The 21438-nt window shown below is 67.4% G+C and carries 17 protein-coding genes; 11 read left to right on the top strand and 6 right to left on the bottom strand.

Going from position 1 to position 21438, the window contains the following annotated elements; translation table 11 throughout:
• Window positions 1–21 precede the first annotated feature (21 nt).
• Window positions 22–1011, top strand: a complete 990-nt coding sequence (moaA, locus tag OG588_RS10875) for a GTP 3',8-cyclase MoaA (protein WP_405947095.1) — start codon at window positions 22–24, stop codon at window positions 1009–1011.
• Window positions 1012–1044: 33 nt separating this feature from the next.
• Here moaA and OG588_RS10870 read toward each other — a convergent pair whose 3' ends face one another.
• The gene (locus OG588_RS10870; protein WP_360072108.1) at window positions 1045–1263 is read right to left on the bottom strand and encodes a hypothetical protein; all 219 of its coding nucleotides are present in this window, start codon (window positions 1261–1263) and stop codon (window positions 1045–1047) included.
• Between the two features lie 224 nt (window positions 1264–1487).
• Window positions 1488–1886: a DUF3099 domain-containing protein gene (locus tag OG588_RS10865; RefSeq protein WP_405947094.1), complete on the bottom strand. Its 399-nt coding sequence runs from the start codon at window positions 1884–1886 to the stop codon at window positions 1488–1490.
• Window positions 1887–2133: 247 nt separating this feature from the next.
• On the opposite strand from OG588_RS10865, the gene OG588_RS10860 reads away from it, so the two are divergent.
• Window positions 2134–2412 (top strand): GlsB/YeaQ/YmgE family stress response membrane protein, encoded by a 279-nt coding sequence (locus OG588_RS10860; protein ID WP_019060682.1) that lies wholly within the window; start codon window positions 2134–2136, stop codon window positions 2410–2412.
• A gap of 66 nt (window positions 2413–2478) precedes the next feature.
• On the opposite strand, the gene tyrS is transcribed toward OG588_RS10860, so the two are convergent.
• Genes tyrS through OG588_RS10845 form a run of 3 tightly spaced genes read right to left on the bottom strand, consistent with a single transcriptional unit; the run spans window position 2479 to window position 6707 of the window.
• Window positions 2479–3747, bottom strand: coding sequence for a tyrosine--tRNA ligase (tyrS, locus tag OG588_RS10855; RefSeq protein WP_405947093.1), 1269 nt, complete (start codon window positions 3745–3747; stop codon window positions 2479–2481).
• 45 nt (window positions 3748–3792) lie between these two features.
• Complete coding sequence (locus OG588_RS10850; protein ID WP_405947092.1) at window positions 3793–5187, bottom strand: metallopeptidase TldD-related protein; 1395 nt, start codon at window positions 5185–5187, stop codon at window positions 3793–3795.
• Window positions 5184–6707 carry a TldD/PmbA family protein gene (locus OG588_RS10845; protein WP_405947091.1) on the bottom strand — a complete coding sequence of 508 codons (1524 nt, stop codon included), beginning with the start codon at window positions 6705–6707 and terminating at the stop codon, window positions 5184–5186. The genes OG588_RS10850 and OG588_RS10845 overlap by 4 nt, the downstream gene beginning before the upstream one ends.
• Before the next feature lie 224 nt (window positions 6708–6931).
• Between OG588_RS10845 and OG588_RS10840 the strand changes: the two genes are divergently transcribed.
• The 9 genes from OG588_RS10840 to OG588_RS10800 all read left to right on the top strand — a co-directional run bounded on the left by OG588_RS10840 (window position 6932) and on the right by OG588_RS10800 (window position 20759).
• Entirely contained in the window at window positions 6932–10621 is a 3690-nt protein-coding gene (locus tag OG588_RS10840; RefSeq protein WP_405947090.1) for a DEAD/DEAH box helicase family protein, read from the top strand.
• A 203-nt stretch (window positions 10622–10824) separates the two neighbouring features.
• Window positions 10825–12159, top strand: coding sequence for a restriction endonuclease subunit S (locus OG588_RS10835; protein ID WP_405947089.1), 1335 nt, complete (start codon window positions 10825–10827; stop codon window positions 12157–12159).
• Window positions 12160–12167: 8 nt separating this feature from the next.
• Window positions 12168–13757, top strand: a complete 1590-nt coding sequence (locus OG588_RS10830; protein WP_405947088.1) for an N-6 DNA methylase — start codon at window positions 12168–12170, stop codon at window positions 13755–13757.
• Between the two features lie 397 nt (window positions 13758–14154).
• The gene (locus tag OG588_RS10825) at window positions 14155–15654 is read left to right on the top strand and encodes an N-6 DNA methylase (protein ID WP_405947087.1); all 1500 of its coding nucleotides are present in this window, start codon (window positions 14155–14157) and stop codon (window positions 15652–15654) included.
• Between the two features lie 56 nt (window positions 15655–15710).
• Window positions 15711–17867 (top strand): AIPR family protein, encoded by a 2157-nt coding sequence (locus OG588_RS10820; protein WP_405947086.1) that lies wholly within the window; start codon window positions 15711–15713, stop codon window positions 17865–17867.
• Between the two features lie 495 nt (window positions 17868–18362).
• A complete protein-coding gene (locus OG588_RS10815) occupies window positions 18363–18584 on the top strand; it encodes a hypothetical protein (protein ID WP_405947085.1) in 222 nt (73 codons plus the stop codon).
• A 153-nt stretch (window positions 18585–18737) separates the two neighbouring features.
• On the top strand, window positions 18738–19457 hold the full coding sequence (gene fabG / locus OG588_RS10810) for a 3-oxoacyl-[acyl-carrier-protein] reductase (RefSeq protein WP_405947084.1): 720 nt from the start codon (window positions 18738–18740) through the stop codon (window positions 19455–19457).
• 5 nt (window positions 19458–19462) lie between these two features.
• A complete protein-coding gene (fabI, locus tag OG588_RS10805) occupies window positions 19463–20230 on the top strand; it encodes an enoyl-ACP reductase FabI (protein WP_019060687.1) in 768 nt (255 codons plus the stop codon).
• Between the two features lie 175 nt (window positions 20231–20405).
• The gene (locus OG588_RS10800; protein WP_019060688.1) at window positions 20406–20759 is read left to right on the top strand and encodes a hypothetical protein; all 354 of its coding nucleotides are present in this window, start codon (window positions 20406–20408) and stop codon (window positions 20757–20759) included.
• Here the strand turns inward: OG588_RS10800 and OG588_RS10795 are convergent.
• Window positions 20734–21429: a FadR/GntR family transcriptional regulator gene (locus OG588_RS10795; RefSeq protein WP_405947083.1), complete on the bottom strand. Its 696-nt coding sequence runs from the start codon at window positions 21427–21429 to the stop codon at window positions 20734–20736. The two genes, OG588_RS10800 and OG588_RS10795, sit on opposite strands and share 26 nt — an antisense overlap.
• Window positions 21430–21438: the final 9 nt, after the last annotated feature.

The following is a 21438-nucleotide window of genomic DNA, read 5'->3' as shown; positions in this document are numbered from 1 at the left end:
GAATCGAGGGAGGGGGCCCACGTGCTCATCGACACCTATGGCCGAGTAGCCACCGACCTGCGGGTTTCGCTGACCGACCGGTGCAATCTCCGGTGTACGTACTGCATGCCCGAGGAGGGCCTGCAATGGCTGGCGAAGCCCGACCTCCTCACGGACGACGAGATCGTCCGCCTGATAGACATCGCGGTCACTTCCCTGGGCATCGAGGAGGTCCGCTTCACCGGCGGCGAGCCCCTGCTGCGCCCCGGCCTGGTCGGCATCGTCGAGCGGGTCGCGGCCCTGGAGCCCCGCCCCCAGATGTCCCTCACGACCAACGGCATCGGCCTCAAGCGCACGGCGGCCGCCCTGAAGGCGGCGGGCCTGGACCGGGTCAACGTCTCCCTGGACACCCTGCGCCCCGACGTCTTCAAGACGCTCACCCGCCGCGACCGCCTCAAGGACGTCCTCGCGGGCCTGGAAGCCGCCCACGACGCGGGCCTGACCCCGGTGAAGATCAACTCGGTGCTGATGCCGGGACTCAACGCCGACGAGGCCCCGGACCTGTTGGCCTGGGCCGTGGAGCAGGACTACGAACTGCGCTTCATCGAGCAGATGCCCCTGGACGCCCAGCACGGCTGGACACGCGAGGGCATGGTCACGGCGGGCGACATCCTCGCCTCCCTCCGCACCCGCTTCGAGCTGACCCCCGAAGGCTCCGACGAGCGCGGCTCGGCCCCCGCCGAGCGCTGGATCGTGGACGGCGGCCCGCACCGCGTGGGTGTCATCGCCTCGGTCACCCGCCCGTTCTGCGGAGCCTGCGACCGCACCCGCCTGACGGCCGACGGCCAGATACGCAACTGCCTGTTCGCCCGCGAGGAGACCAGCCTCCGCGCGGCGCTGCGCTCCGACGCCCCGGACGAGGAGATCGCCTGCATCTGGCGCCTGGCGATGTGGGGCAAGAAGGCGGGCTCGGGCCTGGACGACCCGTCGTTCCTGCAGCCGGACCGGCCGATGTCGGCGATCGGCGGCTGAGCAGCCGTCGTAGGCGAAGAGGCCCTACGGGTCCTACGGGGCCTCGGGCTCTTCCCAGTCGGCGAACTTGACGACGTCCTTCAAGAACCCGCGTACACCGAGGAACTGGGACAGATGCTCGCGATGCTCCTCGCACGCGAGCCACGTCTTGCGTCGCTCCGGCGTATGGATCTTCGGGTTGTTCCACGCGAGCACCCACACGGCGTCGGCGCGGCAGCCCTTCGCGGAGCAGATCGGTGTCTCGTCACTCACGGGAACTCACGGGATTTCGTCTCACAGATGCGCTGAAAAGGCGACGCCGAGCAGCCACGGGGGGAGCTGCCCGGCGTCGGTCCGTCGCTCCGACGGGGGATGCGGAGCGCGTACGAAGTATGTCACGGGTGACCGGTCGCCCGGCACCGGAACAACATGATTGATCTGAGCTTTTCTTGAGCTTGGTGCGGAGCCGACTTCCGCTTATGGCACGTTCGCCATGGTCACGACCGGTCGGAAGGTTCGCCTCCCGCACGGGGTGCCGACTCGGGCACGACGTCTTCCGGGACGGATTCCGCGAACGCCTCGTCCGACCTCGGCGGTGCGATCATCGGCCGCAGCGGAGCGGTCACAAAGGTCGACGGAAGCCCCGGCGCGTTCTCCCGCCCGGCGTTCGCGATCACGACGGCGACATAGGGGAGCAGCACACCGAGCACCAACGCGACGATCGCGACGTGCCGTTCGACGTTCCACAGCGCGCACGCGAGGATCACCGACACCGTACGGATCGACATGGAGATGACGTATCTGCGCTGCCGTCCGCGGATGTCCTCCGCGAGTCCCGTCCGGGCTCCGGTGATCCGGAACACCTGGGCGTTGCCTTCGCCGTGCAGCTTCCGCATCACATTCCACCATCCGCCCGCATCGGACTCTCCCCGGCCCGCAACCCCGGTCCGCACCCGATCCGGGAACCGGGCCCCGACACGTCCCACGTTACGCCGCGCCTCCGTCGCCTTCGAGACCGGGGGACCTCCGGTCCGGGCGACCGAACTGCGCCGTAGCGCGTATGGCCGCACCCGACATGCGCCGTACGGCGACCGGACCCACACTTGGCGTAATGCTCACGTAGAGCCGTACAAGGAGGCAGCCATGGGCTGGTTGTGGGCGATCATCGTGGGATTCGTGCTGGGCCTGATCGCGAAGGCGATCATCCCGGGCAAGCAGCACAGTCCCCTCTGGCTGACCACCATCTGCGGCATTCTCGGCGCCATCGTGGGTAACGCGATCGCCCGAGCGGCCGGCGTCGACGCGACCAGTGGCATCGACTGGAGCCGCCACGCGTTCCAGCTCGTCGCCGCGGTCATCATCGTCTTCGTCGTCGACATGGCGTACATGGCGACGATCGGCAAGAACAAACAACGAGCCTGACAGTCGTACGACGAAGGGGCGGCCTCCCGAACCGGGAAACCGCCCCTTCGTCATGCGCTCAAGCACTCACGCGCCCGTGACCTCCACGGCCGCCAGGTTCTTCTTGCCCCGCCGCAGCACCAGCCACCGCCCGTGCAGCAGATCTTCCTTGGCCGGCACGGCATCCTCGGCGGCGACCTTCACGTTGTTCACGTAGGCCCCGCCCTCCTTCACGGTCCGCCGCGCGGCCGACTTGCTTGCCACCAGGCCGACCTCGGCGAACAGATCGACGACGAGACCGAGTTCGGCGACCTGGACGTGCGGGACCTCGGAGAGCGACGCGGCCAGCGTCCTCTCGTCCAGGTCCGCCAGCTCGCCCTGCCCGAAGAGGGCCTTGGACGCGGCGGTCACGGCGGCCGTCTGCTCGGCGCCGTGCACCAGCGTCGTCAGCTCCTCGGCCAGCGCGCGCTGCGCGGCACGGGCCTGCGGGCGTTCCTCGGTCTGCTTCTCCAGCTCCTCGATCTCCTCGTGGGACCGGAAGCTGAAGATGCGCAGGAACTTGGAGGCGTCCCGGTCGTCCGCGTTCAGCCAGAACTGGTAGAAGGCGTACGGCGTGGTCATCTCGGGGTCGAGCCAGACCGTGCCGGACTCCGTCTTGCCGAACTTGGTGCCGTCGGCCTTGGTGATCAGCGGCGTGCCCAGCGCGTGCACCTCGGCCTCCGGGTCGACCCGGTGGATCAGGTCGGTACCCGAGGTGAGGTTGCCCCACTGGTCGCTGCCGCCGGTCTGGAGCGTGCAGCCGTGCCTGCGGTACAGCTCCAGGAAGTCCATGCCCTGGAGGATCTGGTAGCTGAACTCGGTGTAGCTGATGCCCGCGTCGGAGTTGAGCCGCCGGGACACGGCCTCCTTGGCGATCATCTTGTTGACCCGGAAGTGCTTGCCGATGTCCCGCAGGAACTCGATGGCCGACAGACCCTGGGTCCAGTCCAGGTTGTTGACCATGATCGCGGCGTGCGGGCCCTCGAAGTCCAGCAGCGGGGCGATCTGCGCGCGCAGCCGGTCGACCCACTGGGCCACGACCTCGGGCTCGTTCAGCGTCCGCTCCGCGTTCGGCTTCGGGTCGCCGATCAGGCCCGTGGCACCGCCGACCAGGCCCAGCGGACGGTTGCCGGCCTGCTGGATCCGGCGCATCGTCAGGATCTGCACGAGGTTGCCGAGGTGCAGGCTGGGCGCGGTCGGGTCGAAACCGCAATAGAACGTGACGGGACCGTCCGCGAACGCCTTGCGCAATGCGTCCTCGTCAGTGGAGAGAGCGATGAGCCCCCGCCACTGCAGTTCGTCGACGATGTCCGTCACGGTTCTCGTATCTCCTTGGGATGGTCTCGTGGATCAGGTACGAGGTTATACGCCCTGACTGACAGAGCTCATATTGAAGTCCGGCACCCGCAGCGCGGGCATCGCAGCCCTAGTGAACCAGTCGCTCCATTCCCTCGGCAGCGTCTTTTCCGTCCGCCCCGCCTCGGTCGCGCGCCCCAGCAGATCCACCGGCGACTCGTTGAACCGGAAGTTGTTCACCTCGCCCACCACCTCGCCGTTCTCCACGAGGTAGACACCGTCCCGGGTCAGCCCGGTGAGCAGCAGCGTCGCCGGGTCGACCTCGCGGATGTACCAGAGGCAGGTCAGCAGCAGCCCGCGCGTGGTGTTCGCGACCATCTCCTCCAGGGAACGGTCCTCGCCCCCGCTCAGGATCAGGTTGTCGATGGACGGCGCGACTGGCAGCCCGGTCAGGCCCGCGCTGTGCCGGCTCGTCAGCAGGTGCTGCAGCTCGCCCTCGCGCACCCAGTCGGTGGCGGTCAGCGGCAGCCCGTTGTCGAACACCGATTGGTCGCCCCCGGAAGTGTGCGCGAGCACGAACGGGGCGGATTCCAGGCCCGGTTCGTTCGGGTCGCTGCGCAGCGTCAGGGGCAGCTCGGTGAGCTTCTCGCCGACGCGGGTGCCGCCGCCGGGCTTGGAGAACACCGTGCGCCCCTCGACCGCGTCCCGGCCCGACGCCGACCACATCTGGTAGATCAGCAGGTCCGCGACCGCGGTCGGCGGCAGCAGCGTCTCGTACCGGCCCGCGGGCAGCGGAATCCTCCGCTCCGCCCAGCCCAGCCGTACGGCCAACTCGGCGTCCAGGGCCGCCGGATCGACGTCCTTGAAGTCCCGGGTCGAGCGGCCGGCCCAGGCCGAGCGCGTACGGTCCGGGGACTTGGCGTTCAGCTCCAGCGTGCCGTTGGGCTGGTCGTGGCGCAGGCGCAGCCCCGTCGACGTACCGAGGTAGCTGCTGACCAGCTCGTGGTTGGCGAAGCCGTACAGCTCGCGACCGCCGGCACGCGCGCGTGCGAACGATTCGCCGAGCGCCGGGGCGAAGTCGGCGAACACGGAGGACGAGGTCTCGGCGGGCGCGTCCGTGAAGTCGGGCGACTGCGGTACGCCCGTGACCAGCGGCTGCGCGTCCTCGGCGGGCGCGGCACCGCGCGCGGCGGCCTCGGCGGCCCGCACCAGCGGCTCCAGCTCCTCCGGGGTGACGGCCGACCGGGACACGACCCCCGAGGCCGTGCCCTCCTTGCCGTCGACGGTCGCGATGACGGTGAGCGTGCGCCCGCGCGTGACGCCGTTCGTGGTCAGCGCGTTGCCCGCCCAGCGGAGGTTGGCGGTGGACTGCTCGTCGGCGATGACGACACAGCCGTCGGCCCGCGACAGTTCGAGGGCGCGCTCGACGATCTCGTGCGGCTTGTTCGTACGGGCGCTCATCGACCGGCCTCCTGGGTGGTGTTAAGGATGTTGACGCCCGAGAAGAGGGCCGACGGGCAGCCGTGCGACACCGCGGCGACCTGGCCCGGCTGGGCCTTGCCGCAGTTGAAGGCGCCGCCCAGGACGTAGGTCTGCGGACCGCCGACCGCCGCCATGGACCCCCAGAAGTCGGTGGTCGTCGCCTGGTACGCGACGTCCCGCAGCTGCCCGGTGATCCGCCCGTTCTCGATCTTGAAGAACCGTTGCCCGGTGAACTGGAAGTTGTAGCGCTGCATGTCGATCGACCACGACCGGTCGCCGACCACGTAGATCCCGCGGTCGACCCCGCCGATCAGATCCTCCGTGGACAGCCCCGCCGGGTCCGGCTGGAGCGACACGTTGGCCATGCGCTGCACCGGCACATGCCCGGGGGAGTCGGCGTACGCGCAGCCGTTGGAACGCTCGAAGCCGGTCAACTTGGCGATACGGCGGTCGAGTTGGTAGCCGACCAGGGTGCCGTCCTTGACGAGGTCCCAGGACTGACCCTCGACGCCCTCGTCGTCGTAGCCGATGGTCGCGAGGCCGTGCTCGGCGGTGCGGTCCCCGGTGACGTTCATCCGCTCGGAGCCGTACTTCAACTTGTTCAGCTTGTCGAAGGTGGCGAAGGACGTGCCGGCGTAGGCGGCCTCGTAGCCGAGCGCGCGGTCCAGTTCGGTCGCGTGGCCGATGGACTCGTGGATCGTCAGCCACAGGTTGGACGGGTCCACGACGAGGTCGTACAGGCCCGCCTCGACGCTCGGCGCCCGCATCTTCTCGGCGAGCAGCTCGGGGATCCGCGCCAGCTCCTCGTCCCAGTCCCAGCCGGTGCCCGTGAGGTACTCCCAGCCGCGGCCCACGGGCGGCGCGATGGTGCGCATGGAGTCGAACTCACCGCTCGACTCGTCGACCGACACCGCGTTCAACTGCGGGTGCAGCCGGACCCGCTGCTGGGTGGTCACCGTCCCGGCGGTGTCGGCGTAGAACTTGTTCTCGTGCACGGTGAGCAGCGAGGCGTCCACGTGGTTGACGCCGTCGGCCGCGAGCAGCCGGGAGCTCCAGTCCGCCAGCAGCCCCGCCTTCTCCTCGTCGGGCACCGAGAACGGATCGATCTCGTACGACGAGATCCACGTCCGCTCCTCGTGCACGGGCTCGGCGGCCAGCTCGACCCGCTCGTCCGACCCGGCCGCCTTGATCACCTGGGCGGAGAGCTTCGCCATGGCCACCGCCTGCGAGGCGACCTTGGCGGCGGCGTCGAGGCTCAGGTCCACGCCCGACGCGAACCCCCAGGTGCCGCCGTGCACGACCCGCACCGCGTACCCGAGGTCGGTGGTGTCCGACGTACCCGCGGGCCGGGCATCGCGCAGGCGCCAGGACGCGCTGCGCACCCGCTCGAACCGGAAGTCCGCGTGCTCCGCCCCCAGCGCACGCGCGCGTGCCAGCGCGGCGTCGGCCAGGGCCCGTAGCGGAAGCGCAGTGAAGGACTGATCGATGTAATGGGCCACGGGCGGCTTCCCCCTCTATTTCTGTCACGGCGTAGTGCGAATGAGTGAACCATGACGCGGAGGGGTGCAGTCCGGCCATCGGATTGCGGTGCTCAGCCTGAGGTGAAAGTAGTTGCGGTGCCCGAAGGTCAGCGCAAAAGACAGGCAGCCGGTTAGGCTCGATGGGCGATCACACCCCATGAGCAGCGCAGGCCCCTGCACTCACTGAGAGGCGGTACCACCCCATGAGCAGCGCAGGCGGAGCGTCCCGGACACCGGACCCGCGACTCGTACGCCTCGCCGGGCGGTCCCACAACTTCGGGTTTCTGCTCCCGCACTTGCCGTTGCTCGTGGCGTACGGATCGTCGGCCGAGAGCCATGTCTTCACCGACCCGAACACCTCGCTGATCAAGTCCCGTCAGTTCGGCGAAGCCCTCGCCGCGGATCTAGTGAGCCGGGGCCGGGTCCGGGCGGAGGGCAGCACGCAGTTCGACCGGCTGCGCGCCTTGGACCGGGAGGGCTACCTCCACGGTGATGTGGCCACCGCCTTCCATGAGGTACGCACACTCGGCAACGCCGCGAGTCATGAGGGCCTCGACAGCGCTGACGACGCCTTCCGAGCTCTGCGCACCTGTTTCCGTCTCGGTGTCTGGTATCACCGTCTGCTCACCGGCTCGCGCGATCAGCTGGCCTTTGTACCACCCAGCCCGGACCGAACCCCCGCTGCGGAGAGCGGGCGTCTGCTCCAGGAGGTTGAGCGGGCCCGCAAGAAGCTCGAAGAAGCCCGTCTCAGCTACCGCGACCAAGCCTCCCAGGCCGAGGCCGAGCAGGCCGCTCGAGCCGCCGCCGAACGTGAACTGGCCCGGGCGCGTGCCGAGCGGGAGGAGTTGGCCCGCGCAGTCGCGGCCATGCAGGACCAGCTCAGCCAGTTCCAGGCCGCCGCCGAGGCCGAGCAGGCGGGGCGCAGCCGTGCCGACGCGACCGACCGAGCCGCATCCTCGGCCGCGGTCGCCGAGCGCGCCCGCCTCCTTGACAACGCGGAGCAGGCCTCCCGCGAACCGCTCACCGAGGTACAGGTCCGCCAGCGTCTCGACGAGATGCTCACCGAGGCGGGCTGGGACGTCCAGAACGCCGGCGCGGACCTCAACCTCCATGTCCAGGGCGACTGGCGCGGTAACGGCATCGCCGTCCGAGAGGTCACCACGGCAAAGGGCCGGGCCGACTACGCCCTCTATGTCGACCGCAAACTCGTCGGCGTCATCGAGGCCAAGCGCGAGGGCGCCGACCTGTCCGCCGCCGAGGACCAGGCCAACCGCTACGCCGACCATCTCACCAGCGCACAAGAGCGCCTGACCGCCTGGCAGACCCCGCTCCCGTTCCGCTACGTCAGCGACGGCGGCGAGACCCGTTTCCGCTCTACCCTCGATCCCGACTCCCGCACCCGCCGGATCTTCTCCTTCCACCAGCCGCGTACCCTGGCCCGCTGGATCCGGCAGGCCGAGGAGGACCCGCAGGCGCCCAGCTACCGGGCCCGCCTGCGTGAGCGCATGGATGAGCTCGACGAACGCTCCTTGCGTCCGGCGCAGATCAAGGCGGTACGCGGTGTCGAGGATTCGGTGGCGCACGGCAAGGGCCAGCAGGGCATGGGCCAGTCCCGCTCGCTCGTCCAGATGGCGACCGGTGCGGGGAAGACGTTCACGGCGGTGACGTTCTCCTACCGGATGATCAAGTACGCGCGTGCGGAGCGCGTACTGTTTCTCGTCGACCGCAACAACCTCGGGGCGCAGGCCTTCGCCGAGTTCGAGAACTTCAAGACCCCTGACACCGACCGCAAGTTCGCCGACCTCTACAACGTCCAGCGGCTCGGCGCGGAAGGGATGCTCCCCTCCTCCAAGGTCGTCATCTCCACCGTCCAGCGCCTCTACATGGAACTCACGGGCGCGAGCTTGCCGAACGCAGACCGGGACGCCGACGGCGACGACGTCTCATACGACGTGAACGTGCCAGGCGGTATCGAAGTCGGCTACAACGCGACCATCCCGCCCGAGGCCTTCGACCTGATCATCGTCGACGAGTGCCACCGCTCGATCTACGGCAAGTGGCGCTCCGTCCTGGAGTACTTCGATGCCCCGATCGTCGGCCTCACCGCCACCCCCGTGGCCCAGACCTTCGGCTACTTCAACGGCAACTTGGTAAGCGAGTACTCGTACCAGGAGGCGGTCGCCGACCGCGTCAACGTCGACTTCTCCGTCTACGAGATCGAAACACGGATAACAGCCGAGGGCGGTGTCATTGCGAAGGGCACGATCCCGATGCGCGACCGCCGCACCCGCCGCCAGCGCTACGAGGACATCGACGAGGACATCGAGTACGGCGCCAAGCAGGTCGGCGTCGGCGTCATCAGCAAAGATCAGTTGCGCACGGTCGTCCAGACCTTCCGCGATCGCCTATTCACGGAGATCTTCCCGGAGCGGGCGAAGCGTGACGCGGCCGCGGGCGCGCTGCTGTGGGACGAGATGTACGTCCCCAAGACGCTGGTCTTCGCCAAGAACGACAACCATGCGGAAGAGATCGTCGAGGTCATTCGAGACGTCTTCGGCAAGGGCAACGACTTCTGCGCGAAGATCACGAGCGCGGCGAACAACGCGGCCGAGCGACTGGCCAACTTCCGCAACCTCCCTCAGATGCGTATCGCTGTGACCGTCGACATGATCGCGACGGGTACGGACGTCAAGCCGCTGGAGTGCCTGCTGTTCTTGCGGGACGTGAAGAGCTGGGCTTACTTCGAGCAGATGAAGGGTCGCGGCGCGCGCACCCTGACGCTGACGGAATTCGAGAAGGTGACCCCCGGAGTCGGCCCCAAGACGCATTTCGTGATCGTCGACGCGGTCGGCGTGACGAAGAAGCCGAAGATCGACGCGGCACCGCTGGAGCGCCACACCGAGAAGCAGATCAGCCTGGAGAAGCTGCTGCGCAAGACAGCGGCCAACACCATTGAGGAGGAAGAGGTCTCAACCCTCGCCGCCCGCCTCGCCAAACTCGACATCCAGATGACGGGTGAGGAGCGCGCTGAGATCGAGCGCCTGAGCGGCGGCCGCGAGTTGAAAGACATCGTCCGGGAGATGGTCAGGTCTGTCTCGGCCGACGAACAACTGGAGGCGCGCGAGGCCGCCGAGCGTGCGGGCCGTAGCCCTGAGCGGGAGGTACGCGACCTCATCGAAGAGGCGGTCAAGCCCCTCGCCGCCCAACCGGCGCTGCGCGCCCGCCTGTTGGAGATGCGCCGGGCGAAGGACATCCTCTACGACGAGAACGGCGTGGACGAGCTGTTGCGCGCAGGTGGGGTCGTCGACGACAAGGAAACGGCGACGGAAACGGTCCGCGGCTGGCGACAGTACATCGACGAGAACCGTGACAGGATCGCCTCGATGTCCGTGGCTTTCAGCGCGGGCTCCGAAGTGCGGCCTGGCGAGGCGATGCGCCAGCTGAAGGACGTGGCCCGCAGCATCGCCCGCCCGCCGCGCGTCTGGACCCCGGACCGGCTGTGGAGGTCGTACGAGCAGCTCGGCGAGGCGGTGCTGGAAGAGGCCCGCCGCAAGCACACCGCCGCCGACCTGCTGTCCCTGCTCCGCTACGAACTTGCCGGCGGCGTCGAACGGGGTGCCCCGGCGCCGCGCCCGTACGCGAAGCTCGTGGAGGAGCGCTACGCGGCGTGGATCGCCCGCCAGGAACAGAAGGGCACCCGTTTCACTGAACGTCAGTGTTGGTGGCTCGACCGCATCGCTACGGCGACCGCCGGGAGTGTACGCTTCGATCCCTCTGACCTCGATTACGATCCTTTCGCCAAGCGAAACGGAACGGATGGGTTCCTCGCTGAATTCGGCGAGACATGGGCAGAACAAATCATCGATGAACTGGACAGGGAGCTGAGCGCGTGATGACGGCCTACAGGGGTGCGGGGCCGGGGGGTGCCGAGGGCGTTGAGGGAGGGCTGCAGAAGGGGTGGGGATGGGCGACACTCAGAGAGCTGTGCCTCCCTGTTGAGAAAATTTTGCCAGCTAACTTGGAGCGTTCCACATTTCGGTATGTCGATATCGGATCAGTGGACTCTTCCACCTCCGCTATTGTGGAAGCTGTCGAGATGGATACGCAGGCGGCTCCTAGTCGTGCAAGGCAGCTCCTTAAAGCTGGTGACACGGTATTCTCGACTGTAAGGCCGTACCTGCGGAAGATTGCTTACATTCCTGATGGGCTTGATGGCGAGATCGCTTCTACAGGTTTTTGCGTTCTCCGTTCCGGGGAGGCTATTGATCGCCGGTACCTGTTTCACCTGGTTACATCCGGCGAGTTCGTATCGCGTGTGACTGAGCGGCAGCGAGGAGTCAGTTACCCCGCCGTTCGTGAGCGGGACATCATGGAGCTCGACGTTCCTGTTCCGCCCCTCGCCGAACAGCACCGTATCGTCACCAAGCTGGACGAACAGCTGGCGCACATCAAGGCGGGCGAGGCTGCCGTCGAGGCTGCCATCGCTCAACATCAACCGCTAGTGGACAGCATCCTTGACAGGTGTGTCCTTGGTTTGAAGTATGAGTCAGAGCAGGAGTCTCTGAAGGGAATTCAAACCAAATCCAGCAGGAAGATCGATTATTCGTCCTTGCGTGCGCTGCCTGCAGGGTGGTCATGGCGTGTTGCACGGGACGTGTGCTCATCGATCGTGTCTGGTTCCACACCGCAGGCTTCGCTCATGTATGCAGATGCTGGCGACGTTCCATTCCTTAAAGTTTACAATATCTCAAAGCGTGGATTTGTTGATTTCACGGTGCGCCCCACTTTTGTCGATCGTGAGACGCATGAACGGGGGCTCAAGCGGTCCAGGGTGCTGCCGGGTGATGTTCTAACGAATATTGTGGGTCCACCATTGGGGAAGACGGCCGTGGTTCCGGCGGATCACCCCGAGTGGAATATGAATCAAGCTATTGTTGCATTTCGCGCAGGGTCGGATATCTCGCCGGATTGGCTGCGATTTGTGCTTCAGTCTCCGTATGTCATTGGCCTCTTGGTAAGAACGGCACGCGCGACTGCCGGGCAGTTCAATATTGCTCTTTCAACCTGTAGGGAGCTCCCCATCCCAGTTCCCCCGAGGAGCCTTCAGGATGCGCTGTGCGAGGAAGTAGCGGCATCGATGGAGCAGCTTGCCGGACTTGAGGAAAGTGTTCGCGGTTTGAATGGGGAGGCGCTTGAACTTCGCAGCGCCCTCCTCCACGCCGCCTTTACCGGCGTCCTCGTCCCTCAGGACCCCGCCGACGAGCCAGCATCCACCCTCCTCGACCGGATCCGAGCCCAGCGGGCAGCCGCCGAGGCCAAGCCGACGACCGCCAGGCGCAAGCGCGCCCCCCGTAAGGCAACCCAGGCCGCCGCCCCTACCACCTCCGGCCGATCGGTTCCCTCCGGCACCCAGGAAGCACTCCCTCTGTGAGTACCACGATGAGCGACAGGACCGAGAAGCCGACTCCCGCGGACGCCCTCGACAGCGCCGCCGTGACGCCCCCTGCAACCCCCATCCCCCGTACACCAGCACCTGCAGCGGCCTCGACCTCCACCCTGGTCAACCGCCTCTGGTCGTACTGCGAGCTGCTGCGCCACTCCGGCGTCTCGACCCTCGACTACGTCGAACAGCTCACGTACCTCCTCTTCCTTAAGATGGCCGACGAGCGCGCCAACCGCCCCGCGACCTTCCGGCGCAATCTCCCTGAGGAGCCCCTCGTCCCTGCGGGCCGGGACTGGAAGAGCCTGACGACACGGTCCGCCGAAGCACTGCTCGACCACTACGAGTTCATCCTCAAGGATCTCGGTCAGCGTGGTGGCACGATGCTCGGCGAAGTCTTCCTCAAAGCGCAGAACAAGATCCACGAACCGGCCGTCCTCGAACGCCTCATCAAGGATCTGATCGACCCGTACACCTGGACCACCGAGAACCAGGACCTCAAGGGCGACGCCTACGAAGGCCTCCTCCAGCGAGGCGCAGAGGACCGCAAGACGGGTGCCGGGCAGTACTTCACGCCTCGGCCGCTCATCGATGCCATGGTCGACTGTGTGCAGCCCCGCCCCGGCGAGACCCTCACCGACCCGGCTTGCGGCACGGGTGGCTTCCTCATCGCCGCGCACGCCCACCTCGTCCAGAACCACGAGGATGAGCTCTACGGCGACAAGGGCCGCGCCCTGCAGACCGGTGCGATCACCGGCTACGAACTCGTCCGCGAAACCGGCCGTCTCGCCCTGATGAACATGCTGTTGCACGGCATTGGCCGCTCCGAGGCCAAGCCGCTCATCACCATCCAGGACTCCCTGGCCCGCTCCCCGATCAAGCACTACGACATCGTGCTGGCTAACCCGCCCTTCGGCGTCGGCTCGGTGACTGGCGAGTCGTACGCGGCCCGTACCGACTTCTGGGCGCCGACCACCAACAAGCAGCTCAACTTCGTTCAGCACATCTACAACCTGCTCAAGACCAACGGCCGAGCCGCCCTCGTCCTGCCCGACAACGTCCTCTTCGAAGGCGGCGCCGGCGAGACGATCCGCAACAACCTGCTCAACCTCTGTGACGTCCACACCCTCCTGCGCCTGCCCACCGGCATCTTTTACGCCAACGGCGTCAAGGCCAACGTCCTCTTCTTCGAAAAGTCCGGACAGCGCACCGGCGGCCGTCCCGGCACCCGCCAGCTCTGGGTCTACGACTTCCGCACGGACCAGCGCTTCACACTCAAGCAGCGGCAGTTGAGGCGCGAACACCTCGACGACTTCGTCGCCGCCTACCACTCGGGCGGTACGGATTTCACCAAGCGCACCCCGAGCGACCGCTTCCGAGCCTACGACTACGACGACCTGATCGCTCGCGACAAGGTCAACCTCGATCTCACGGTCCTGAAGTCCGACTCCGGCGCCACCGCGCAGTACCCTTCCCCTGACGTGATTGCACAGGAGATCGTCGACGAACTCGAGGTGGCGCTGGCCGAGTTCACGGCGGTGGCCCGCGCCCTGAAGAAGGACGCGCCGTCGTCCGATGACGACAAGTAGCGACGACGGGCGGACGGCAGTGGGCCGGTGGTTCTCCGAGAACCACCGGCCCACTGCCGTTGCGTCTGCGCCACGAGCTCACAGCTCGCCCGCCATCACACCCGTCTGCAACGCGGCCCAATCCGACGCGATGAAACGCAGGAGTTCCCCCTCGTGGATCTGCTCGATCCGGGGTGGTGGGGTCACCACGCCCATCGGCACGCGGGTCCGCTGCCGGATCTCAGGGAGTAGTGCCCGGTCAACTAACTGTTCGTCCCAGCGAATCCCCGCCCCGCGCCGTTACGATGAACGGGAGTAGATCGCCCGGCCCCTGGGTCGTTCCGGCGCGGCGTCACCGCATGCCGTCGTCGGCGTATCCGCTCGCACAGGGACGTACGACGACGGGTGGGGCCCACACATGGCGACAGAGCGGGACGACATAGCGGCGAGAGGGCCGGAGGACCGCTGGACAGGGGATCGGATACTCAAGCGCTGGAATCGGTTCCGTGAGCAGAAGATCACGGGCAAGGCGCTGCGGCGGATTGAGTTCACCGAGCACATCGCGTACCTGCTCTTCCTCAAGCTCGACCACGAACGCGCCCAGCGCACTGGGGCGTTCGCACGTCCCGCGGTTGCGCCCGTGGGCGCGTGGCCCCGGCTCGTGGACGCCAGCGGCGACGCACTGCACAAGACCCTCGGCCAGCTGATGGACGAGCTGGGCAGGCCCAACCCGACGGACCCGCGGCGCGCAACTGCGAGCGTTGTGTTCCAGGACGCCCAGCCGTGGAACGAGGACCGGATGGCGGAACTCGGGCGGCTGATCACCGAAGAGTTCAACCCGTACCGCTGGTCGAACGTACCGAGAGACGAACTCGGCGGTGCCTTCGCGCAGTTGCTGGCCGACTGCCGGGACGACCTGCGGACCAAGCGGGACACCGGCCAGTTCCTCACCCCACCCCCGCTGCTCGCAGTCGTCGCCAAGGCGCTTGCCCTGACTCCGGGCGACAAGGTCGTCGACGCGGCCGTCGGTATCGGCACCAGCCTCATTGCCGCGCACCGAGAGATGGCCGCGCACGGGGAGCGCATCGACGCCTCGGCCATAGCGGGCGCCGATATCGACGTCCAGATGTGTCGCCTTGCCACGATGAACGTGCTGCTCAACACAGGGCGCCCGTTCCACGATGTACCGCCGATCCTGCGCGCAGACTCCCTCAAGGCACGCGAGCACGTGGTGCGGCGCCACGAGCGGGATGTAGCCGCGACCGTCGCCATCTGCAATCCGCCGTTCAAGAGCGATGTCCCTGCCGACACCGAACGGCGCGACGACTTCTGGGCGCCGAACGCGATCCTCCCCGCCAACTTTCTCCAGCACATCGCCATCACCCTGCCCCAGGGCGCCAGGGCCGCTGTCTTCGTCCCCGACGGCGTGCTGTTCCACGGAGGCGCAGCGGCTACGATCCGCCGGGCGCTGCTGAACAACTGCGACGTACACGCCCTGCTGCGGCTCCCGACCGGAATGTTCTACGACACCGGCTCCAAGTCGAACATCCTGTTCTTCACGAAGTCCGCCCCTAGGCCGTCCGGCGAGGCCGCGACCCGTGAACTGTGGGTCTACGACGCTCGAGATCGCCATCACACGGACACGGACAATCGGGTTACAGAGGAGGACTTCGCGGAGTTTCTGCAGGGATATCGGTCCGGCGTGGACGGCCTCTCAGTGCGCACGAAATCGCGACGATTTAAGCGTTACGACGTGCGGCAGGTGCTGGATGACCCCAAGGCCAGCCTCCTCCTGAACGCCGATCCCTCCAGTGAGCTCGACGACTTCGGCAACCCGCGTGACATCGCGAAGTCGATCGTGGACCATCTCGGCGATGCCCAGAAGAGCTTCCAGGCGGTTGTGGACTCCCTGCGTTGATCTCTGTAGACCTCGTTCCCACCGCTCGCAGCCGGCCGAACAGGAACCACATCCGTATGAATTCCGCCCCCCAGCAGCCCGACGTCCCCACCCAGGTCCGCCAGGTCGCCCGCGCCTTCGACGAGACGTACACCGGTCTCATCGACATGAGTGACTTCGGCAACCGGCCGCCGGAGCAGACCACGCCCGCCTTCCGCTCGCGAGCCCTCGCGGCGCACGCGGTGCGCATCATGACAGGGTGGGCCCCCGAACAGGCGGCTGACTGTGTCATCGATGGTGGCCAGGACCAGGGGATCGATGCCATCGCCATCGACGAGGGCAAGGAGCAGATCTACCTCGTTCAGGCCAAATGGAGCCTGACCGGATCAGCGAAGGCCGACGAGACGGCCGTCCATAAGCTGTTCGCCGGACTGAGGCTCATCGACTCCGGAGAGGCTGCACAGTTCAACCCCCGCGGTCAGATTCTGGCCAAGAAGGCACACGACCTCATCGGCGCGAAGGCCCCCAAGGTCACGCAGGTGATCGTCCTCATGGGGACCGAGCCGCCCTCCCCGGGTGTACGGCAGGTCATCGCCAACGGCGAACGGGAGTTCAACTCCCACGGTGACTACGTCGGCCACCACTTCCTTCATGCTCCGCAGATCCACGCTCTCGTCAGACAGGATCAGCGCAGCGAGCCCGTCACCCTGGAGGCGACGCTCCAGCCCTGGTTCAGCGTGCCGTCGCCCTACCTGTCGTACGAGGGTGTGATGCAGGCCGAGGAAGTCGCGCGCTGGGCAGACCACGGTAACGAACTGTTCGTTCGCAACATCCGCAACCCGCTCGGGCTGACGCCTATCAATAAAGAGTTGGTGGACACCCTCACCGACGAGCCGTCCCACTTCTGGTACTTCAACAACGGGATCACCGTCCTGTGCGAGTCTCTGGACGCGGTGCCGGGGTCGCAGAGAGTGCCTGAACGTTCCCCTGTCCGGCTCGTCGCGCACGGCGCTAGTGTCGTGAACGGCGCGCAGACCGTACGCTCCGTCATCGATGCCGCCCAGCAGGCGGAAGATGCCGAACTCGCCCAGGTCACCGTCCGGTTCATCGTCACCGGTGGCGACACCGAGTTCGCCGATCGGACCACGCAGGCTACCAACCGGCAGAACCACATCACTGAACGCGACCGCATCGCCCTCGATCCCGTCCAGGCGGTCCTCATCGAGGAGTTCCGCGCCGAGCTCGGCCTGGTGTATAGCGTGCGTCGCAGCGAACTCGAACCGCAGGACAACGAGGGCTGCTCGGTCGTGGAAGCCGCGTGCGCGTTGGCTTGTGCCCACGTCGGCAGCCGGTTCGCGGCCCGACTCGTCGCAGCCGAGTCCACCGACGTGTTGTGGGAGAGGGGCAGCAGCGGTATCTACGACCCGCTCTTCCGATCCGTGCCCAACGTGTACGAGACCTGGAACGCCGTAAACGTCCTGCGTTCCGTACGCACTGCGTTGCGCGCTGAACGCGAGCAGTACACAGGGCGTGCGGCCGCTGTCATCGACGACGGCATCTTTCTCATCACCCACCTGGTGTTCCGGCAATTGCTCACGCAGGACGCCGGCATGGGTGAGCCGGACCCCTCACTCGCCTGGGCCGCTACGGCCCGCGGTCAGGTGCCCGACCTCGTGAAGCGCACCGTGCCAGTGCTCGTGCAAACCCTGGACGACGAGGTGGGGACCCGGTCGAGCCTCCAGCGTGTGTGCGCTGACTCCGGGGAGGCCGTCGGCCTCGTGGCGGCGGTTCTCACGGCCCTCGAAGGCGGTGGCACCGAAGGCGCCGCTGCCAGATACCGGCGCGAGGAGATCAAGCCCCGCAAACGCCGTCGGCCCAACGCGGTACATGTCATCGTCAACAGTGGTGCCTTGGAAGAGGGCACCCCCCTACATCTGTCTCTGTACGTACTGCCGGAGAAGGATGCCCTCGCCGCATGGCTCGACGCGAACCCGCGCCGCGCTTTGGCGAAGTGGACCAACACTAACCGGGCGCGGCCGATCATCTGGGCAGCCGACGGCCTTGCCTATTCGCCCAGTGGCCTCATCGCGCGGATGTGGGAACTTGCCGAGTGGGAAGACCGCCCTGTCTCCAACCAGGGAACCGCGCGTTGGGCCACCCAGGACGGAGAGACGCTCGCCGATCTCGCCTGGCGCCTCCTGGGGGACGTGGAGGACGAAAAGGAAGCGGATTGAGGAGCCGGGCATGGCGTGACCCGGATATCTCGATTGTGGTTACAGTGAATGTCATGTATGCACAATCGAAGAGGTCGCTATGAGCGCCATCTCAATCCGCGAGTTCTCCCCCAACCCCAGCGCCATCTTCGCCCGAGTGGGACGAGGAGGGACCTTGCAGGTCACCTGCCACGGCAACGTCATCGCCATCTGACCCCGGCGGCCAGCCCGCTGCAGAAGTACGCGCACCTGGTTGCGGAGGGCAAGATCCGACTGGCAGAGTTCACCACCGCTCTCCTCCACGACATGCCGCCCTATGACGTGCCCGAAGGCGTGGACCCGCTCGCCACTCTTCTCGCCGAGCGCGAGGAGGACTACCGGTGATCTACATGGACGTCTCCGCGCTGGAAACATGGATGTCGCAGCGCAATCACTGGACCGCTCTCGACGCCTTCCTCAGCAAGGCTTCGTGGAGACGACCCGCGCGCTCGACCTCATGGGTACGTTCCCGGTGCCATGGCCGAACTGGAGCGTAGGGTCGGTGAAGTACTGCTGACTTCGGAGGTGCGTCGGGTCTCTGGCGGGCTGACCAACCAACTGCGCGCGCTGGACGCGATCCATGTCGCCAGCGCCCTCAGCCTGGGGGAGGATCTCACGGCTCTGGTGACCTACGACAAACGCATGCTGGACACGGCTCTCGCGGCAGGTCTGCGCGCCCACGCCCCCGGCATGGAGTGACGTACGACCCGAGAAGCCGGGCACGGACTGGGTGGGAACTGTGGAGACCCGACAGAACCCACCCTCGCCCCCTGTTGACGCCGGATTCGGCGCCCGATGCCGGGCCGAGATAGTTTCGACGGGTACATAACCGTCGATCGAAAGAGTGATCCGTTGAGCCGCTCGGTTCTCGTCACCGGAGGCAACCGGGGCATCGGCCTCGCCATCGCCCGTGCGTTCGCCGACGCCGGCGACAAGGTCGCCTTCACCTACCGCTCGGGAGAGCCGCCGGCCGCCTTGCTGGAATTGGGCTGCCTGGCCGTGAAGTGCGACATCACCGACTCCGAGCAGGTGGAGCAGGCCTACAAGGAGATCGAGGCCGAGCACGGCCCGGTCGAGGTCCTGATCGCCAACGCCGGCGTCACCAAGGACCAGCTCCTGATGCGCATGTCCGAGGACGACTTCACCTCGGTCATCGACACCAACCTCACCGGCACCTTCCGCGTCGTCAAGCGCGCCAACCGCGCGATGCTGCGCGCCAGGAAGGGCCGCGTCGTCCTGATCTCGTCGGTCGTCGGCCTGATGGGCGGCCCCGGCCAGTCGAACTACGCCGCCTCCAAGGCCGCCCTCGTCGGCTTCGCGCGTTCCCTCGCCCGTGAGCTGGGCTCGCGCAACATCACCTTCAACGTCGTCGCGCCCGGCTTCGTCGACACCGACATGACCAAGGCGCTCACCGACGAGCAGCGCGAGAACATCGTCAAGCAGGTGCCGCTCGGCCGTTACGCGCAGCCCGAGGAGGTCGCCGCGACGGTGCGGTTCCTGGCCTCGGACGACGCCTCGTACATCACTGGAGCCGTCATCCCCGTAGACGGCGGACTGGGAATGGGTCACTGATCACCATGAGCGGAATTCTCGAGGGCAAGCGCGTCCTGATCTCCGGTGTGCTGCTGGAGTCCTCCATCGCCTTCCACGCCGCCAAGCAGGCCCAGGAGCAGGGCGCGGAGATCATCCTGACCGCGTTCCCGCGGCCCACGCTGACCGAGCGCATCGCCAAGAAGCTCCCCAAGCCCACCAAGGTCATCGAGCTCGACGTGACGAACAGCGAGCACCTCGCGCGCGTCGCCGACGTCGTCGGTGAGGAGCTGGGCGGCCTCGACGGTGTCGTGCACTCCATCGGGTTCGCGCCGCCGGACGCGCTCGGCGGCAACTTCCTGAACACGCCGTTCGAGTCGGTCGCCACGGCGATGCACGTCTCGGCGTTCTCCCTGAAGTCGCTGACCATGGCCTGCCTGCCGCTGATGCAGAACGGCGGCTCGGTCGTCGGCCTCACCTTCGACGCGTCCTTCGCGTGGCCGCAGTATGACTGGATGGGCCCGGCCAAGGCCGCCCTGGAGGCCACCAGCCGCTACCTCGCCCGCGACCTGGGCAAGCAGAACATCCGCTGCAACCTCGTCTCCGCGGGCCCGCTCGGCTCGATGGCCGCCAAGTCCATCCCGGGCTTCAGCGAGCTGGCCTCCGTGTGGGACAACCGCTCCCCCCTGGAGTGGGACCTCAACGACCCGGAGCCGGCCGGCAAGGCCATCGTCGCCCTCCTGAGCGACTGGTTCCCGAAGACCACCGGCGAGATCGTCCACGTGGACGGCGGCCTGCACGCCATCGGAGCCTGACCTCCCGACCCGGCCTCTCCTACGGCGTCGACGCCCCGTTTCCCGCACCGCGCGGGGAGCGGGGCGTCACCCGTTCGGCCCCTCCGGCCGGGCGGGGGCAGGGCACAACTGCGCACTCTTGATTACGCGTTCACCACGCGATTCCCTCCCCAGCACTGCCGAGGAGGTTTCCCTTGTGCGCCTGTCCCGCAGCCTGGCCTCAGTGACCGTCGCCGTCGCGCTCGTCATCTCCCTGGCGTACGAGGCGATGCCCCACACGCGCGTGGAGGCCCGAAAACCGGCCGCGCCCCAGCTGTTCGGCGCCGACTGCCGCACCGCCGTCCACGGCTCGCAGGTGATCGCGTACTGCCACAACCCGTACCCCGGCACCGACCGCGTCAGCCTGCACATCGAGTGCGACCGCTGGTGGGACATCGACAGCGACGGCATCGCGACCGACGCGGGCCCGGCGCAGACCGTACGGCTCACCGGCCGCTGCTGGGAGGACGTCCGCGCGGTGTGGGTCAGCCACCAGAAGCGGGCGAGCTGAGCCTCCCCGGGCGGCACACGAACGGATAGCCCGCGGCCTCCTCGGCGGCCGCCTGCCCGTCACCCGTGCGGATCGCGTCCACCAGGCGCGTGTGGTCCATGTACGTCTCCGGAGTCAGCGCCTCGCCGACGTCCGCGCGCAGCCAGTCCCGCAGCACCTCGCCCAGGTCGGCGTACATCGCCGTCATGACGTCGTTGTGGGAGGCCGCCACCACGGCCATGTGCAGGGTCGCGTCGGCCGTCACGAAGGCCTCCGTGTCGCCCGATGCCCAGGCCTCTTCCCGTCGTACGAGGAGGGCGTCCAGCTGTTTGAGGTCCTTCTCGGTGCGCCGCTCGGCCGCCAGCTGCGCCGCCGACGACTCCAGCGTGGAGCGCAGTTCGGCGATGTGCCGGGGGTCGGCGTCCGCGAAGCGGCGGTGCATCACGCCGGCCAGCTCGCTCGTCGCCACGACGTACGTCCCGGAGCCCTGGCGGATGTCCAGCAGGCCGTTGTGCGCGAGCGCGCGGACGGCCTCGCGGACCGTGTTGCGGGCGACCCCGAGCTGCTCGACCAGCTCCGGCTCGGTCGGGATCCGGGAGCCGACCGGCCACTCGCCCGAGGTGATCTGGTTCCGCAGTGAGGCGATGACCTGCTCGGACAGCACCGAACGGCGGGGGTGGCTCAGGGGCATGGCACACCT

This window comes from Streptomyces prunicolor (genome assembly GCF_045162825.1).
GTDB lineage: Bacteria > Actinomycetota > Actinomycetes > Streptomycetales > Streptomycetaceae > Streptomyces > Streptomyces prunicolor.
This window is presented reverse-complemented; position numbering and strand designations above follow the sequence as displayed.

Coding starts and splice junctions, on each gene's coding strand:
- OG588_RS10830 (WP_405947088.1), top strand. CDS start 12,168: ATGAGCGACAGGACCGAGAAGCCGACTCCCGCGGACGCCCTCGACAGC.
- OG588_RS10865 (WP_405947094.1), bottom strand. CDS start 1,886: ATGCGGAAGCTGCACGGCGAAGGCAACGCCCAGGTGTTCCGGATCACC.
- fabI (WP_019060687.1), top strand. CDS start 19,463: ATGAGCGGAATTCTCGAGGGCAAGCGCGTCCTGATCTCCGGTGTGCTG.
- OG588_RS10835 (WP_405947089.1), top strand. CDS start 10,825: ATGGATACGCAGGCGGCTCCTAGTCGTGCAAGGCAGCTCCTTAAAGCT.
- OG588_RS10825 (WP_405947087.1), top strand. CDS start 14,155: ATGGCGACAGAGCGGGACGACATAGCGGCGAGAGGGCCGGAGGACCGC.
- OG588_RS10820 (WP_405947086.1), top strand. CDS start 15,711: ATGAATTCCGCCCCCCAGCAGCCCGACGTCCCCACCCAGGTCCGCCAG.
- OG588_RS10850 (WP_405947092.1), bottom strand. CDS start 5,187: ATGAGCGCCCGTACGAACAAGCCGCACGAGATCGTCGAGCGCGCCCTC.
- OG588_RS10815 (WP_405947085.1), top strand. CDS start 18,363: ATGGCCGAACTGGAGCGTAGGGTCGGTGAAGTACTGCTGACTTCGGAG.
- OG588_RS10840 (WP_405947090.1), top strand. CDS start 6,932: ATGAGCAGCGCAGGCGGAGCGTCCCGGACACCGGACCCGCGACTCGTA.
- OG588_RS10795 (WP_405947083.1), bottom strand. CDS start 21,429: ATGCCCCTGAGCCACCCCCGCCGTTCGGTGCTGTCCGAGCAGGTCATC.
- OG588_RS10860 (WP_019060682.1), top strand. CDS start 2,134: ATGGGCTGGTTGTGGGCGATCATCGTGGGATTCGTGCTGGGCCTGATC.